Source organism: Nakamurella sp. UYEF19 (assembly GCF_040546275.1).
Taxonomy (GTDB): domain Bacteria; phylum Actinomycetota; class Actinomycetes; order Mycobacteriales; family Nakamurellaceae; genus Nakamurella.
In genome coordinates this window covers 85,120-101,836 of sequence record NZ_JBEPNO010000008.1, presented here as the reverse complement: position 1 = coordinate 101,836, position 16,717 = coordinate 85,120, and the positions used below count along the sequence as shown (strand labels likewise).

The window sequence follows — 16,717 nt, the reverse complement described above, 5'->3', positions numbered from 1 at the left end:
GCGCAGGTCAGCCGCTGCCCTTGACCCCGGCCAGCAACATCATCGCGACGTCGACGACCTCGACGTTCTCGCCCACCGGTTCCGGCTGGCCCTGACGAGCGGTCAGCCCGTCGGTCAGCATCACGCGGCAGAACGGGCAGCCCGTCACGATCTTCTGGGCCTTGGTCTCGAGCGCCTCGTCGACACGGTCCAGGTTGATCCGCTTGCCGATTTTTTCCTCCATCCACATGCGTGCGCCGCCGGCGCCGCAGCACATGGACCGCGCGGAGTTCCGCGGCATCTCGGTCAGCGTTGCCCCCGCTGCCCCGATGAGCTCCCGGGGCGGCGAGTAGACCTTGTTGTGCCGGCCCAGGTAGCAGGGGTCGTGATAGGTCACGTTCGTCGCCTCGACCTCAACCTTCCGCACCAACCGCTTGTCCCGCACCAACTTGTTCAGCAGCTGCGTGTGGTGCACGACCTCGTACTGCCCGCCCAGCTGCGGGTACTCGTTCAGCAGGGTGTTGAAGCAGTGCGCACACGACACCACGATCTTCTTCTGCGCCCGGTTGCCGAACGCCGCGTTGATGGTCTCGACGTTCTGCTGGGCCAGCATCTGGAAGAGGAACTCGTTGCCGGCCCGGCGGGCGGGATCACCGGTGCAGGTCTCCCCGGTCCCCAGCACGGCAAATCCGACGGCCGCGATGTGCAGGAGTTCGGCGATCGCCCTGGTGGTCTTCTTCGCCTTGTCCTCGAATGCTCCGGCGCACCCGACCCAGAACAGGTATTCGTGATCGTCATCCATCACGTCGGTGATCACCGGGACCTCGAAGTCCAGGCCCTTGGCCCAGTCCATCCGGTCCTTCTGGTTCTGCCCCCACGGATTGCCCTTGTTCTCCAGGTTGCGGAAAAGCCCGCCCAACTCGGAGGGGAATTCGGATTCGATCATCACCTGGTAGCGGCGCATGTCGACGATGTGGTCGACGTGCTCGATGTCCACCGGGCACTGCTCGACACAGGCACCGCAGGTGGTGCAGTCCCACAGCACTTCCGGATCGATGATGCCGTTGACCTCGGGGCCGCCGATCAATGGCCGGCCGGCCTCCAGCATCGCCAGTGGATCCGCATGGGCAAAGGCTGCGAGATCAGCTTCGCTGAGTTTTTCAACCCCGGCCATATCAGTGCCACCACCGGCCGCCAGATAAGGCGCCTTGGCGAACGCATGGTCCCGCAGCGCGAGCATGACCAGCTTGGGGGACAAGGGCTTTGCCGTGTTCCACGCCGGGCACTGCGACTGGCAGCGACCGCATTCGGTGCAGGTGGCGAAATCGAGCCAGCCTTTCCAGCTGAAGTCCTCGATCTTCCCGGCGCCGAAGGTGTCCTTCTCCGGATCGGCCTTCTCGAAATCGAGTGGCACACCATTGCTCATCATCGGGCGGAGAGCACCAAGGGCCGTCCGCCCGGATTCCTCACGCTTGAAATAGATGTTGAAGAACGCCAGGAAACGGTGCCAGGCCACGCCCATGGTCAGGTTCCGCGCAATGACGATGGCCCACGCCATCGAGATGATCACCTTGATCAACGCGACGATGCTGATGGCTGCCAGCGACGCCGGGAGGATATCGCCGAGGCCATGCGAGATCGGCGCGGCCCAGGTCGGATAGGGCAGGTTTCCGGTCGACGCCTTGAACCCGCGGATCAGGAAGATGCAGAACCCGATCGAGAGAATGACCGACTCGACGAAATAGGCCTGCAGGAAGTTGGATCCGGTGAATCGCGAACGCCGATCGGACCGGCGGGGATGGGCGAGTTGCCGGATGACGATCAATGTGCCGATGCCGAGGACCGTCGTCAGGGCGATCAGTTCGACGAACAATCCGTACCAGGCCTGGTGTCCCAGCCAGGGGATCTCGAACCGCGGGTAGAACGTCTCGCCGACGGCCTCGACCAGCGTCAGGACCAATGCGCCGAACCCGACCATGACGAACCAGTGGGCGACGCCGACAATGCCCCACTTGAGCATCCGGGTGTGGCCGAGGAATTCCTTGAACAGCGTCTTCGTGCGGGCGACCGGCGACCCGGTGCGGGTGGGGTCGGGACGGCCCAGCTGCACGGTGCGGTAGATCTTCAGGGAGGCGACACCGAGCATGGCGAACCCGACGATGATGAACGCCGCGCTGACCGGGCCGGTGAACCACTGCAGGCCGGTCACCGTCCGGCTCCGACCATGACAGCCGGTGGGGTAGCGGCATGCAGCATGGTCGCTCCTTCGCGGGGTCTGTTCCTGACGGACGACCCGAAGACGTGTGTCGTCACCGAGCACGGCGAGCCCGGTGATCAGTGGTGACTTCACGAGGTTACCTGTGAGTAACTCCCCGGTACCAAGGCGCGGAATCGAACCAGTGGCGGGCATCACGCCCGTCCTTGGTGGCAGGGGCGGGGTAGGTCAGCGGCGGGTGTCGTCCCGACGGAAGTTCAGATGGGAACGGGACGGCGTCGGGCCGCGCTGGCCCTGGTAGCGCGACCCGTACTCGGCGGAACCGTACGGGTGCAACGACGGCGACGTCAGCCGGAACAGGCACAGCTGGCCGACCTTCATCCCAGGCCACAGGGTGATCGGCAGATTGGCCGCGTTGGACAGTTCCAGCGTGATGTGGCCGGTGAAACCCGGGTCGATGAACCCGGCGGTCGAATGGGTCAGCAGACCGAGGCGCCCGAGCGAGGACTTGCCTTCGAGGCGGCCGGCCAGCGTGTCCGGCAGGGTGACCGCCTCGAACGTCGAACCGAGCACGAACTCACCGGGGTGCAGCACGAACGCCGCGTCCGGCTCGACCTCGACCAGCGCCGTCAGGTCGTCCTGCTGTAGCTGGGGGTCGATGTGGGTGTACTTGGAGTTGTTGAACACCCGGAAGTACCGGTCCAGCCGCACGTCGATGCTCGCCGGCTGGATGAGGGTGGGATCGAACGGATCGAGGCCGAGCGCGCCGGATTCGATCTCGGCGCGCAGATCGCGGTCGGACAGCAGCATGGCGATCACCCTAGCGGGACGGGATACCGGCCGTGCCCCGCTGGAACCGACGGCCCGGACGGTCCGGTTCTGAGCCGTCCGGAACGGTCGTGCCCCGGCATCCGGCCTGGGTATAGTGAGCCGACCATGCGGGTGTAGTTCAGTGGCAGAACTTCAGCTTCCCAAGCTGATAGCGCGAGTTCGATTCTCGTCACCCGCTCCAGATGTTGATGTCACCGTCGCGCAGTTGCCGCCCGTGATACCGACTGTGATGTGGACCGGCCTAGCATCGCGTCGTGACCACTCCCGAAGCGTCGACCACCCTCTCCGTCCGCGGCGAGGCGCAACGGGCGACTCCGCCGGACGAGGCACGGGTGTTCCTGACGTTGCACAGGACCGCCGATTCCAGGAGCGTTGCCGTCGCGGAAGTCCAGGCGATGCTGTCCGCGGTCACCAGCGAGCTCGCCGGCCTCGGCGGGGAGATCCTGACCCCGGAGACGGCACGCACTCCGCTCACCTGGTCCGCCCAATCGATTCGGACCGAGGCGGAATACGACCACGACAAGCGCAGCGGTTCGCACGGTCCCACCGGTCGTCAGGTCGCCTCGGTCACGCTGCTGGTCACCGTGCGCGACTTCACCCGGCTTCCACCCGTGTCGACGGTGTTGACCGACCTCGACTCGATGGACGTGCAATCGGTGCAATGGTCGGTCGACGACGACAACGCCGAATGGGCGCTCGTACGGGCGGACGCCATCCAGGCCGCGCTGCTCAAGGGCAGGGATTACGCCGCAGCCCTGGGGGGACGGCTCCTGACGATCGATCACGTCGCCGACGCCGGTCTCCTGGCGGGTGATAGCGCCGGCCGCATACGGATGACGGCGTTCGGTGCGGCGGCCGGTGGGGTCGGGATGGGCGGAGAAGGGCTGTCGCTGGATCCGGTTCCCCAGGTGGTCAGTGCGACCATCGAGGCCCGCTTCACGGCCGTGGTCAGCGCCCTTCCCGGCCCCTGACTCACCTTCCGGTCGCTCACCTGCTTCCGGGCCTCCTGCCCGACGGCCGGCCCTCCTGTCCGTCGGACGGTCGTCGGCCCGCGCTGCCCTGCATCGACCACCAGGGTGACCGGGCCATCGACGACGGTTAGCCTGTCGAACATGTCAGCTCCTTCGCGCCAAGGGCAGCCGCCGTTCACCCCGGGTTCCGTGGTGGACTACCGGTTCCTGCGGTCGGACGGCTCGGTCAGCGGAATTCATCCGATGACGGTGGTCGCCGACGACGGCGTGACGCTGCTGGGCTGGATGCCGGTGGGCACTCCCATCCGGCGCAGTGTGCTCACCGACGGACGCGACATCCGCGAGGCGGATCTCGAGCAGCGATTCCGCCTGCCCCGCAAGCTGATCGATGGCGAATGGCTCGGGACGTCGACCCTGCGCCTGGTGGACGATCGTTGGTGGAGTGCGGTCTGGTGGTTCTTCGAGGGCAGCACCGGTTCTTTTCTCGGCTGGTACGTGAACCTGGAGATCCCGCTCGGCCGCGATGAGCGCGGTGTGATGAGAACTGATGCGGTGCTGGATATCTGGGTCGACCCGGACCGCACGTGGAGTTGGAAGGACGAGGACGAGTTCGAATCGGCCATCAGGGCCGGCCGGTTCACCCCGGACCAGATCGTCGCCCTGCGTGCGGAGGGCCTGCGGGTGGCCGCTCTCGCCGAATCGGGTGTCTTCCCGTTCGACGGCACGCACGCCGATTTCGCCCACTGACCTCGATCCGAGGTTGCGCCTGATGTCAGCGTGACCCTCCGGGTCGGGTTCGTCCCGATCATCGCCGACCGCATCCCGACCCTCCGGGTCACCGCGCATACGGAATCGACCGGAATCGCCTCCTCGGTGACCAAAACGGAAGTTTCGGTATGCGCCGGGCAGTTCGGTATGCGCACAGGGGACGCGCGACCTGCGCAGGGCGGGGGCGTCGGCTGTGGATCTACCGGGGCGGCCAGAACACCGGGCGGCCCTGGGGGTCTCGGGGTAGCGAATCGACGAGGGCCGTCAGGCCGTGCACCGATTTCGGGTGGGCGAACAGGTAACCCTGCCCGATGGCGCAGTTCATCTCGAGCAACCGATCCAGCTGCGCCGCCGTCTCGATGCCTTCCGCGACCACTTGCAGGTTCATCGTCCTGGCCAGCGTGATGATGGCCTCGACGATGCCGGCGGCGCTGCGTTCGCCGTCGAGGTCGGCGATGAACTGCCTGTCGATCTTCAGCACGTCGACCGGCAGATGCCGGAGCTGGGCGAGCGAGGAGTAGCCGGTGCCGAAGTCGTCGATGGCGATGCGGACACCGGCGGCGCGGAGTCTCAGCAGACTGGACCTGGCCGAGGCAGGGTCTGCGACGAGCGTGCTCTCGGTGACCTCCAGTCCCAGATATGCAGCAGGAAGGCCGGTCTCGGCGAGAATCAGCTGGACCCGGCTCGGGAACTCGGCGACCCGGAGTTGGCGCGGCGAGACATTGACCCAGATGCTGACGTCGCTCCAACCCGGCCGCTCCGCGCGCCAGGCCGCCAACTGCTCGCACGCCCGGCGCAGCACGAACTCGCCGACCTCGACGATCAGGCCGCTCTCCTCGGCAACCGGGATGAAGGTCATCGGCGGGACGTAGCCCCGCCGGACGGAGTTCCACCGCAGGACCACCTCGACGTCGACCAGCCGGCCGGTCCGGAGGTCGATCATCGGCTGGAAGGCGCAATCCATCTCGTCGTTGACCAGCGCCAGCGCCAGATCGGCCTCCAGGCTCAGCCGGTCAGCGGCCTGGGCCCGAAGGCCGGGCGTGAACATCGCCACCGAGTTGCGGCCCGCTCGTTTGGCCGCGTACATCGCCAGATCAGCGTTGCCGATCAGGTCGGTCGACCCCTCGAACCCGTCCAGCGGGTGCACGGCCACGCCGACACTGGCCGAGAGCGACAGGGTCTGCCCGTCGATCGAGATCGGCCACCGCAGGATCTCGACCACCCTGCGCGCCAGGGATTGCGCCTCACGCGCCCCGCTGACCGCCGGGCAGAGCAGCACGAACTCGTCTCCGCCGAAGCGGGACACGGTGTCTCCGGGTCCGACCGCACCGGCCAGTCTCTCGGCGACCACCAGGAGGAACTGATCCGCGACCGCGTGCCCGAACGTGTCGTTCACGAACTTGAACTGATCGAGGTCGACGAACAGCACAGCGACGGTGGTGGTCGATTCGATCAAAGCCATCCGGAGGCGGTCGGTGACCTCAGTGCGGTTGATCAGGCCGGTCAGCGGATCCAGGGTCGCCGCCTGCCGGAGGGCATCCATGTCTCGCGCTCTCCCAATGGCGAACCCGGCGAGGTGGACCCATTGGGCGATCCGTCTCCTCTCCTCATCGGTGGGCTCACGGGGCGCCCCGTAGTAGAGGGCGAAGGTACCCAGCACCTGGCCCAGCGCCCCCGGAATCGGCACCGACCAGCAAGCGCGGAGCCCGAAAGGCAGTGCCACGTCCCGATAGTCGTCCCAGCGCGGATCGGTGGCGATGTCTCCGACGATGACGGTCTGGCCGGTGAAGGCCGCAGTACCGCATGACCCGACGGACGGGCCGATCGTCACGCCGTCGATCGCCGTTCGGTAGGCCGCCGGCAGGCTCGGTGCGGCGCCGTGGCGCAACTGCCGCCCGTCGAGCAGCAGCAACGAGCACTGCGTGCCCTCGAAGGCGGTCTCGACCGCGATGGCCAGGCTGTTCAACACCTGCCCGAGATCGGCGCCGCCCAGGATCAGATCCATCGATGAGCTGGTCGCCGAGGCGACCGCACGCTCGAGGTCGAGTTGACCAGCCACGTACGGCAACTCCAGGAGCGCGCCGGCGTAGCGGCCGAACTGCTCCAGCGCGTCGATGTCGTGGCGAGAAGGCCTGTGTGGCACCGAATCCCAGGCACACAGTGCCCCGAAGACGGTGCCGTCGGAGCTGGTCAGCGGAACTCCGGCGTAGAAACGCAGACCGCCTGCCGGGACGACCCTCGAGTGCCCGGAGAATCGGGGATCGTTCCGCGCGTCGGGAATGACGATCGGCCGCTGACCGGCCACCACCTGGGCACAGATGGTGTCGTCGGGCGCGAGGATCCGGCCGGCCCCGGAGACCGCGGCCCTGAGCCACACCTGCTCGGTGGAAACCAGGACCAGTTCCGCATGGGGACATCCGAACCGTTCGGCCACCAGGGCCACCAGACCGTTCAAGGCGACGTCCGACGTGCCCAGGGGCGAGTTCGGGGCACCGTACCGGTGGGACGGCATCGACGAGGCAGCCGGGACAGCGCTCGCAGCGGTCACCACCACCCTGTCGGCGGCCGAGGAGCCCGCACGAGCGACATCCATCGCATCCTCCCGCGGTCCGGTCCAGTCAATCCCACATCAGACCGTCGGCCGCTGGGCCGACCGAAACCACGATGTCCGTGGATCAACGTGACGTCGGGTCACATGCTGAGCTGACTATGCCACGCTACGGCGCGCGGCTCCATTTGATCTTGCGCAGCACCGGGATCAGCCGGCATGCCGACGACCCACCGTGACGACGTCACCCCTTGGTGTGTCCACTGGCCTGGTGACAGACCACAGACGGACACCCAGCGTGCCGAGGAACTCCGACGGAACGCGGGGAGTTCGCGAAAGGACGTTTCTCGGCGACCCGGAGGGGCCGCGGCCCAGGAATCGGGCTCCCCGGGGCGGCGCCGATGGCTCAGCCGTCGACATCGCTCAGGTGGTGGACCACGTCGTGCAGGTAGTAAACCCCGAGCGTTTCCATGGTGAACACCGATCCGTTGCTGCGGTGCCCGCCTCGCCGCCACTGGGCATCGGTCAGGCCGCTGAAGAAGTCCGCGGCGGTGGCGCACGCGGCGTCCAGATCTGCCGCAACGTCGGCCGGGTCCGACGCCCAGTAGCGTCCGGCGAGCGCGGTCTCGTCCTGGTCCCAGTTGGCGAACCCCGGGTCGTCGTGCTCGGCGATCAGCGTCGCGCGCTCGCCGAACAGGGTGTGCACATCCCGGACGTGGCAGCCGTACTCGAGCGATGACCAGATCTGCGGCGCCGGACGGACGGCCACCTCGTCGCGCGCCAGCACGGCCTGCCACCGCGGGGTGGTGGCCAGCAGGCGCTCGCGGATCGTCTCCCGCTCGACAGCCGTTGCCAGAAAATCGCATTCGGGGCACGGACGCTCGAGAACCCAGGTCCAGTCCTTGTGGTCCGGCACTGGGACGTCCGGAACAACGTCCGAGGCATCCGGCGCCGCCCCATCAGGGACGACGTCGGCAGCCGGTCCGTCATGCGTCGTGCCCACTGCCGGATGGCTCTTCGCGCAGGCCTCGTCGCTGTTCGCTCCGCTGCTGACGCGTTCCTCGCGTCGATGCTCGTTCATCCTGCGACGATATGGCCACCCGTACCCGGTGTCCCACCCGGTACGGAGGAACATCCCGTTGCAGCAACACCGGCCATCGACGCCGGGTCGAGTCGCCCGTCAGACCGACTGCAGTCGGAGTCGGAACCCGGCCGCCGGACCCGCCGAGGGGCCGGCCACCAGCAGGTAGTAGACCCCAGCAGCCAAGGTGCCGGTGCGGTCCCTACCGCAGGGCGTGACCCGGGTCGAGACCGGATGGCCTGCGCTGTCGAAGATCCGGGCCGCGGCCGCGCCACGCGCCACCCGACGAGCCGCCTGCGCCGCACTGCAGCCCAGACCCTTGATCTCCATTGCCGTCGGCGAGACCAGGGTGACCCGGTAGTAGGAGCGGGCGCCGGCAGCCACCGCGTCCTGGATCAGCTCGCCGAGGCCGATGTCCCGGGCCGACACCACCGCGCCAACGGTCGAGGCCGGCCAGTCGTCCGTCATCGACGCGGGCACCACCGGCGACGTGGCTGCCGTCGCCAACTCCCGATGAGGGACGACATACCCGTCGTCCCCTGTCCGCGAGACATCGAAAACACAGGCCGCCAGGTCCTCCGATTCGGTAATACCTCCTGCTACACAGGTCTTCTCGGCCGCCAGAATGGCCGTCGGACTGATGGTCGCCGACGCTGCCGTCGGCGTGGCGATCGGTGCGTCGTCCGGGAAGAGCGAGTCGCCGGCCGGCACCCGCCAGGACTCGATCACCTGACCGGAGGACGACCCGGTGGTCCCGGAACCCGATCGCGGCGTGAAATCGCCCCTCGAACCCAAGGCCGGGACGTCGGGGACGTTGCCCGCCGGTGGTGTCGGACCGGTCGACGCCCCGCCGTTCCCGGTCGCCGTCCGGACACCGAACAGGCCACCGACGGCCGCAGTGGGCAGCCGTGCGACGAGGGTGATTCCCAGCGATGGATCGGCCGACAGCGACACCGTCGATCCGTCCGGCCAGAGCACGACCACATGACCGACGCCGCCGGCGTCCGGTGGCCACACGCCGATGGCTGGTCCGTCGGTCGGCCGCATCTGGACGAATCCGTGGGTCGCATCCACGACGCTGCCGTCGATTCGCAGGCCACCGGCGAGGGAGAGCTCGATCGTGTGCCCGGGCACACCGATGGCGGCTGCGCTGACGTAGCTGACCTCGCTCTGGTAGGGCATCGGCTCGACGCGAAACTGGATCCGGTGAACGGGGTCACCGCTGCGGGCCACGAAATCACCCACCAGCTGACTGGTGACCCGGACGCCGTCGATGGTGATCAGGTGGGGGTCGCCGGTGATCCCGCCCGCGAACGGCAACCGCCCGGTGGCGAAGTCGAGCAGACCAGGAAGGTCGACCCCGGAGGTCGCGACGGCCTCGTCCAGCGTCATCGAAGACGCCGCGGACCGAACCGGGATGCCCGCGATCTGGTAGGCCCCCAAGGCGCTGCCCGCCGGCCCCCAGACCGTACGCAGGGCGTTGGCCGTACCGGTCACGGCGACGTTCCCTGCGCTGTCGAACGCGACACATCGTCGATGCAACTTCTCGGCGACGGCCCGCGGGGTCTGCGGTGCGCAGCCGACCGCCGACCCGTCCGGCCCGACCCATCGGTAGGCCCCGTCGGCGAGCAGTTCCGCCTGCTCGCCCGCAGCCGAACCCTGCCATCGGACGAACCCGGCCTCCTTGACCCTCACCCCAGCCGCAGCGCTCGGTCCGTCCAGCCATGACAGGGCCACCACGTGCGGAAATGTCGGAGCCGACGGGAGGGCGGTGTTGGCCGGCGGGACCGCGGACGGCGAACCGCTCGCCGCCGCGGGTGAGGACGCAGTGCCAATCGGGGCGGTCCGGGCCGTGGACCGATCGGGCGCCGGAGCCCTGGCCGCGGTGCAGGAGGACAGCATGGCCGAGATCAACAGTGCGGCGCCGAGCACGACCGCCGGCAGGTGGCGCGAGCGAGGTGAGGCAGGTTTCATCCGCGCATCAGCGTCAGCATCATCGCCCTCACCATCCTCGAACCAGCTGGTCACTGCGGCGTCGTCACGCGCCTCGTCACCCCGCCATCCTCGAACCAGCATCGTGACGTGTCGGCCCCGGCCCGTCCAGTCGAGTTCTGCCGAGTCTGGTCGACGCGGCCTCTCCGCGCCAGAAAGTGAGCAGGAGAGTGCGGATTCGGGCAGAATGAGCGAATATGTCACTCGTCAGAGTGATCTCCGATCACCGCCAGTCCGTTCATGCTTCACGATGGTGCCTGCGGGGGCGAACCGGTCCGCGTGACCGCCGGGTCGGACCAGCACCCACGCCTCGCCGTCAAGGCGAAGCTCCGGAAGGAAACCGCGATGCGCAGCAAACTACTCGCCCTCTTGGGAGTCGCCGGCCTCTCCGTGTGCGGCGGGCTCCTCGCGCCATCGGCCGCGACGGCAGCTCCCGCCCCTGCACTGCCGGACACGTCCGTCAGCGCCAAGACGCTGAACTACTACGCCGCACTGGCGCCGATCGCCCAGAACCGGGTGACGGCCAGCGGCGGGGTCTGGATCTCGTTGACCGGTAACTCGGCGAAGTTCACGCTCCAGGTCGCCGGGGTGCTGGGCGGCGCGCCGCACCCGGCGCAGCTGTGGGTCGGAAGTGACGGCAAGTGCCCGGGTGCCGGGGACGCCGGCACTGACGGAACCATCTCCCTGAGCGACGAGACGCCGGTCCTCGGCACCGTCGGGGCCGCCCTGACCACGTCCGGCGACACCTCGGCGAGTTCCGCGCTCGCCATGGCCCGTTATCCCACCCAGGCCAACTACACGTACACCAGGACCTTCGCGGTGGACGACGCCACCGCCGCGGCCGTCCGGGCCGGCACCGCCGTCCTGGTGGTCCATGGTGTCGACGCCAACAAGAACGGCAAGTACGACGGTGTCATGGGCACCAACGCCGCGGCTGGCCTGCCGGCCGAGGCCACCGATCCGGCCCTCTGCGGATCGTTCGTCGCCGCCCAGGTGATGCAGTTCGTCCCGACCGGCAGTGCGGACACCGGTGGGGGCAGTACCGCAGACTCGACCGTCCCGGCGACCGAGGTCACCGTCGGCATCGTCGCGCTGCTCGCCGCGTTCGGAGCGGCCTTCGTCTCCCTCCGTCGCCGGGCCTCCGGCCAATCCGCGGATGTGGTGGTGACGAACGATTTCCGGAGGCTCAACTAGATGACTGACGCACGACACCGGCACCTACCGCGCAAGAATCGACGCATCCCGTCCCTGATCGCCATCGTCTTGGCGACCATCGGCGCACTGCTGATCACCCTGGCGGCCTGCAGTTCCAAGTCCGGTCCGCCGCAGCCGCTCCCGTCCCAGGCTGGCACCCTCGGTGGCGACGTCAGCTCGTCGGCACCCGGTGTGGCCGGGACTTCGCCGGCGGCCGCGAGTTCGGCTGCTCCGGGATCGGCTTCTTCCGCCGGGGCTTCGACCGGCACCGCACCGACCGGGTCCCCCGCGAAGCCGACCACCGCCACGTCGCCGAAGGCGACGACGGGCAAGCAGTCCTCGAGCGGCACCGTGTCCGCCGTCGGCCCGTCGACGCCTTCACCTACGTCCAAGATCGTCGTTCCGACGTTCTCCAACCCGGCCAAGGGCCTGGTGCTGCAGTCCTCGGCTCCGGTTTCGATGTCCATCCCGTCGCTCGGGGTGACCTCGGCCCTCCTCGACCTCGGCCTGAATCCGGACGGCACCGTGCAGGTGCCCTCTCTCGACGATCCGGAATCCAAGGCGGGTTGGTACAAGAACTCCCCGACGCCCGGTGCGGTCGGACCGGCCATCATCCTGGGCCACATCGATTCCAAGAAGTACGGACCCGGCGTCTTCTACAAGCTGGGCGACCTGCAGCCGGGCCAGGAGATCGACGTCACCCGCGCCGATGGCTCGGTGGCGGTCTTCAAGGTCGACGGCGTGCGCTCGTACCCGAAGAACAACTTCCCGACCAAGGACGTCTACGGGAACATCGACCATGCTGGACTGCGACTCATCACCTGCGGCGGGACCTTCGACTTCGACAAGCACAGCTACGAGGACAACATCGTGGCCTACGCCAGCCTGGTGTCCAGCCACTAGGCCCGACGGTTTTCGGCTACTTGGCATCCGCGTAGCAGTCGACGACCACGGGACGGACCGGTGTCGCCACCGGCCGGCCCGGGAAGACCAGCGCCCGAGCCGATTCGGCAGCGGCCACGGTGAGATCACCTACCATGGCTGCTGTCTCGGTCGGCGTGTGCACCACTATCTCGTCGTGCTGGAAGAACACCAGCTCGGCCCCCGGCACCCCGCGCAGGTCGCGGCGGAGGCCGGAGAGCCAGACGCCGGCCCAGTCGGCCGCCGAACCTTGCACCACGAAGTTGCGGGTGAAACGTCCACGGTCCCTTGCGATCTGCCTGGCCCGGCGTTCCTGGGCCGGGGTGGCCTCCGGTAAGGAGCCGGCCTGCGACAGGTCCCACCAGTTCTGGCCGGGCGGCGGGCTGGTCCGCCCGAGCACCGAGGACACGACCCCACCGAGTTCGCCCTGACGAGCCGCATCCTCGACGCAGGCCATGGCGACCGGGTACCGGCGGCGCAAAGTGGCCAGCAGGCGGCCGGCCTCACCGGAGGTCGCACCGTACATCGCCCCGAGCATGGCCAGCTTCGCATGTGCCCGGTCGCCGCCGAAACCGTCGTCGGCCAGCGCCGTGTAGAGGTCGTTCTGTTGCGAAACAGCCTGCAGCGCAGGATCCCCGGCGATGGCAGCCAAAACCCGTGGCTCCAACTGGGCGGCGTCGGCCACCACGAACACGTAGCCCGGCTCGGCGATGACGGCGCGCCGCACCAACTTCGGGATCTGCAGGGCCCCGCCTCCGCGCGCCGCCCACCGCCCGGACACCACGCCGCCCGGGACGTAGCCGGCGTGGAACCGCCCGTCCCGCACCCACTCCGCCAGCCAGTTCCATCCGTTCGCGGTGAACAGTCGCGACAGTTCCTTGTAGGCCAGCACCGGCGCCGTGGCCGGGTGGTCCAGATCCTTGATCACCGAGGAACGGGTCGATTCGATGTCGAATCCGACCCGGCGGAAGGCCGCCCGCAGATCGACCGGTGAATCCGGGTTGACCGAAGCCCCGAAGGCGGCATCGATCTCGCCGGCCAACTCGACCATGCGGGCCGGCCGGGCGCCGACCGCCGGACGCGGCCCGAGCATCTCCGTCAGGATCCCGTCCAGCACCTCGGCCCGTAGCGGAAGGCCGAGGTGACCCATCTCGACGGCGGCGAGCGCAGCAGCCGATTCGGCCGCGATCAGCAGCTTCAACGGGTTGTTCTGTCCCATCCGCGCGAGCTGGTCGACGTAGGCCTCGCAGAGGGCGAACAACGCGCCGGTACCTGAGTGGTCGCCTTCGGCCCGATCACCGTCGGCGCGCTCCGGGTCGGGCGCTCCGAACAGGGCTGCGGCGAACAGGGCCGGATGGGCGTCGGGTGTCTCGGCGACCCGGTCCGCCGGAACCGGTAGTCCGTGCCGCCGCGCCCACACCGCCCCCGCCGACGCGGGTTCGCCATGACGGCCCTCACGCCCCAGCAGGATCCGCTCCGTCATCGTCACGTCGTGGCATCGCAACGGGCTGAACCCGGCCGTGAGCAGCGGTGGGTAGATCGGCTCGGTGGCATCCCACAGCCATCGCGCCCCTGACGCCTCCCACCGGCGCAGATCCTCGACCGCCCGCACGATGACGGGCTCCGCGGCCGGGGTGCCGTCGTCGGACAGGGTCTGCACCAGCCACCCTGGCTCGTCGCCGGGAGCCGGCACCACGGCGGCGATCACCGCTCCATTCTGCGGGGCGGGCCCGACAGGCCCGTCCGTCATGCCTGCCGCAGGCCCGTCCGTCAGGTCCGTCATGCCTGACGTGACCCGTCCGTCAGGTCCGTCATGCCTGACGTGACCCGTCCGTCATGATGGTCCGGTGTCCGACGAGAGCATGACCGGGGTCCTGGCGGGCCGGGTGGATCCGGACCTGGCGTGGTTGGTGGTGGCCGGCGGGTCCGATGAGCAGTTCTACACGATGTTGGAGATCTACCGCGACGGACAGCGGCTCACCGGGCCAGGGCTCACCGGGCCGAAGCTGGCGCCGGGCCAGGTGGTCGAGAAATGCCACGACACGGGTGACGGCCTGCCGCACTTCGTCCTGGTGCGGACCGCCCCGGAGGTCGATCGAGTCGTTGCGATCACCGGGACCGGCCGCGAGGTGGAGTTGACGCTGTCCGCCGTCATCGAGGACTTCGGCCTGCGGTTCGGAGCCGTGGCCCTGCCGGAGGGTGAGGTGCCCGGGTCCATGCGAGTCGAGCGAGACGGCGTTGCGGTCGTCCTGGCACCGGACCCCGGAACAGACCTCCGGGCACCGGACGTCCGGTAGCCGAGCGCAGGTCCACCAGGAGCGAACAGCAGGCGCTTTTGCCGGCGACTCTCGCTACGGTGTTCAGGTGCGCAAGCCGAGCCGTTCACCGATGTCCACGCTGTCCTCACCGCCCGGGTCCGTCGTTTCGTGAGCTCCCCGGGAACAAGTGACCAGACGGCTGCCCGTCGTCCTGCCATCCTGACGGTCGACGATGATCCGGGTGTGTCCCGGTCGGTGGCTCGTGACCTGCGACGACGGTACGGCGAGAAGTACCGGATCGTCCGGGCCGAGTCGGGGGCCACCGCGCTGGACGCACTGAAGGAGATGAAGCTCCGCGGCGACGAGGTGGCCGTCCTGCTGGCGGACTACCGGATGCCGCAGATGAGCGGGATCGAGTTCCTGGAGCAGGCGATGGACCTGTATCCGTGGGCCCGGCGCGTGCTGCTGACCGCGTACGCCGACACGGGCGCCGCGATCCAGGCGATCAACGTCGTCGACCTCGACCACTACCTGCTCAAGCCGTGGGATCCGCCGGAGGAGAAGTTCTACCCGGTGATCGACACGCAGCTGGACTCGTGGCTGGCCTCCGACCGCAAGCCCGTCTCCGAGATCAAGGTCGTCGGTCATCGGTGGTCGGCGCGGTCGTCGGACGTGCGGGAGTTCCTGGCGCGCAACCAGATCCCGTATCACTGGTTCTCCAGCGAGGACGCCGAGGGCGCCCGGCTGCTGGCGGCGGCCGGTACCGATTCGACCTGCCTCCCGGTGATCATCTCGCCGGACGGAGCCGTCAGCATCCAGCCGACCGATGCCGAACTGGCGACGGCGGTCGGGCTGACCACCTCGCCGGAGGGCGACTTCTACGACATCGTGGTGATCGGCGGCGGGCCCGCCGGGCTCGGCGCCGCCGTCTACGGGGCGTCCGAGGGCCTGCGGACGGTGCTGGTCGAGCGCACCGCGACGGGCGGGCAGGCCGGACAGAGCTCCCGGATCGAGAACTACCTCGGCTTCCCGGACGGCGTCTCCGGCGCCCAGCTCACCGAGCGGGCCCGCCGGCAGGCGACCAAGTTCGGTGCCGAACTGATCACCACGCGGGACGTGGTCGGGCTCGAGATCAACGGTTCCGCGCGGACCGTCCGGTTCGCCGACGGGGCGTCGATCGACGCCCACTCGGTCATCCTCGCGACCGGCGTCGCCTATCGGCAGCTGAGCGCCCCCGGCCTGCACGACTACACCGGGATCGGTGTCTTCTACGGATCCGCCATGACGCAGGCCCCGAGTTGCGCCGCCCAGGACGTCTACATCGTCGGTGGGGCCAACTCCGCCGGTCAGGCCGCTGTCTACCTGGCGAAGACGGCGAAGAGCGTGACCATCGTGGTGCGGGCGGGGTCACTCGAGGCGTCCATGTCGTACTACCTCATCCAGCAGATCGCCGGCATCGACAACATCCACCTCCGGACCAGGAGCGAGGTGATCGAGGCGGCCGGCTCCGACCACCTCGAGCGCCTGACGCTGCGCAACAGCGACACCGGCGAGAACGAGACGGTGGACTCCGGCTACCTGTTCATCTTCGCCGGGGCGGCGCCGCACACGAACTGGCTGGACGGCGTGGTGATGCGTGACGATCACGGGTTCGTGCTGACCGGCCCCGATCTCTCCCCCGACGGACGTCCGCCCGGGTGGACACTGGACAGAGCCCCCTACCACCTGGAGACCAGCGTGCCCGGGGTCTTCGTGGCCGGCGACGCACGCGCCGAATCCGCGAAGCGTGTTGCATCCGCAGTGGGCGAGGGCGCCATGGCGGTCATGTTCGTACACCGTTACCTGGAGAAGCTATGAGCGGACATGACCCAATCTGGGTTGGGATGCTCGTGCACCGTGACCTGGAGAAGCCATGAGCGGACATGACCCAATCCGGGTTGGGATGCTCGTGCACCGTGA

12 protein-coding genes and 1 tRNA gene are annotated in these 16,717 nt (G+C 68.7%); 7 read left to right on the top strand and 6 right to left on the bottom strand.

Annotated elements, in window-relative coordinates; translation table 11 throughout:
* Nucleotides 1–7: 7 nt before the first annotated feature.
* Both ABIB25_RS13260 and dcd read right to left on the bottom strand, forming a co-directional pair.
* A complete protein-coding gene (locus tag ABIB25_RS13260; protein ID WP_502919806.1) occupies nucleotides 8–2,188 on the bottom strand; it encodes a (Fe-S)-binding protein in 2,181 nt (726 codons plus the stop codon).
* Between the two features lie 234 nt (nucleotides 2,189–2,422).
* Complete coding sequence (gene dcd, locus ABIB25_RS13255) at nucleotides 2,423–3,004, bottom strand: dCTP deaminase (RefSeq protein WP_354528932.1); 582 nt, start codon at nucleotides 3,002–3,004, stop codon at nucleotides 2,423–2,425.
* A 128-nt stretch (nucleotides 3,005–3,132) separates the two neighbouring features.
* On the opposite strand from dcd, the gene ABIB25_RS13250 reads away from it, so the two are divergent.
* The 3 genes from ABIB25_RS13250 (at nucleotide 3,133) to ABIB25_RS13240 (ending at nucleotide 4,743) form a co-directional block, all read left to right on the top strand.
* Nucleotides 3,133–3,206: transfer RNA gene (locus tag ABIB25_RS13250), tRNA-Gly, on the top strand.
* Between the two features lie 73 nt (nucleotides 3,207–3,279).
* The gene (locus ABIB25_RS13245; protein WP_354528931.1) at nucleotides 3,280–3,996 is read left to right on the top strand and encodes an SIMPL domain-containing protein; all 717 of its coding nucleotides are present in this window, start codon (nucleotides 3,280–3,282) and stop codon (nucleotides 3,994–3,996) included.
* A gap of 141 nt (nucleotides 3,997–4,137) precedes the next feature.
* Nucleotides 4,138–4,743 (top strand): ribonuclease FAU-1 family protein, encoded by a 606-nt coding sequence (locus tag ABIB25_RS13240; RefSeq protein WP_354528930.1) that lies wholly within the window; start codon nucleotides 4,138–4,140, stop codon nucleotides 4,741–4,743.
* A 220-nt stretch (nucleotides 4,744–4,963) separates the two neighbouring features.
* On the opposite strand, the gene ABIB25_RS13235 is transcribed toward ABIB25_RS13240, so the two are convergent.
* The 3 genes from ABIB25_RS13235 to ABIB25_RS13225 all read right to left on the bottom strand — a co-directional run bounded on the left by ABIB25_RS13235 (nucleotide 4,964) and on the right by ABIB25_RS13225 (nucleotide 10,469).
* Nucleotides 4,964–7,357: a putative bifunctional diguanylate cyclase/phosphodiesterase gene (locus tag ABIB25_RS13235; protein ID WP_354528929.1), complete on the bottom strand. Its 2,394-nt coding sequence runs from the start codon at nucleotides 7,355–7,357 to the stop codon at nucleotides 4,964–4,966.
* A gap of 361 nt (nucleotides 7,358–7,718) precedes the next feature.
* Nucleotides 7,719–8,393 (bottom strand): DinB family protein, encoded by a 675-nt coding sequence (locus ABIB25_RS13230; protein ID WP_354528928.1) that lies wholly within the window; start codon nucleotides 8,391–8,393, stop codon nucleotides 7,719–7,721.
* A gap of 99 nt (nucleotides 8,394–8,492) precedes the next feature.
* Nucleotides 8,493–10,469, bottom strand: a complete 1,977-nt coding sequence (locus tag ABIB25_RS13225) for a hypothetical protein (protein WP_354528927.1) — start codon at nucleotides 10,467–10,469, stop codon at nucleotides 8,493–8,495.
* 261 nt (nucleotides 10,470–10,730) lie between these two features.
* On the opposite strand from ABIB25_RS13225, the gene ABIB25_RS13220 reads away from it, so the two are divergent.
* Together ABIB25_RS13220 and ABIB25_RS13215 are read left to right on the top strand one after the other, a co-directional pair.
* Complete coding sequence (locus ABIB25_RS13220) at nucleotides 10,731–11,579, top strand: GVDTG sorting domain-containing protein (RefSeq protein WP_354528926.1); 849 nt, start codon at nucleotides 10,731–10,733, stop codon at nucleotides 11,577–11,579.
* Nucleotides 11,580–12,482, top strand: a complete 903-nt coding sequence (locus ABIB25_RS13215; protein WP_354528925.1) for a class F sortase — start codon at nucleotides 11,580–11,582, stop codon at nucleotides 12,480–12,482.
* Nucleotides 12,483–12,498: 16 nt separating this feature from the next.
* Here the strand turns inward: ABIB25_RS13215 and ABIB25_RS13210 are convergent, their stop codons facing one another.
* Complete coding sequence (locus ABIB25_RS13210) at nucleotides 12,499–14,283, bottom strand: bifunctional 3'-5' exonuclease/DNA polymerase (protein ID WP_354528924.1); 1,785 nt, start codon at nucleotides 14,281–14,283, stop codon at nucleotides 12,499–12,501.
* 64 nt (nucleotides 14,284–14,347) lie between these two features.
* Between ABIB25_RS13210 and ABIB25_RS13205 the strand changes: the two genes are divergently transcribed.
* Both ABIB25_RS13205 and ABIB25_RS13200 read left to right on the top strand, forming a co-directional pair.
* Nucleotides 14,348–14,797 carry a hypothetical protein gene (locus ABIB25_RS13205; protein WP_354528923.1) on the top strand — a complete coding sequence of 150 codons (450 nt, stop codon included), beginning with the start codon at nucleotides 14,348–14,350 and terminating at the stop codon, nucleotides 14,795–14,797.
* Nucleotides 14,798–14,926: 129 nt separating this feature from the next.
* On the top strand, nucleotides 14,927–16,615 hold the full coding sequence (locus ABIB25_RS13200) for an NAD(P)/FAD-dependent oxidoreductase (RefSeq protein WP_354528922.1): 1,689 nt from the start codon (nucleotides 14,927–14,929) through the stop codon (nucleotides 16,613–16,615).
* The last annotated feature ends 102 nt before the right edge of the window (nucleotides 16,616–16,717 follow it).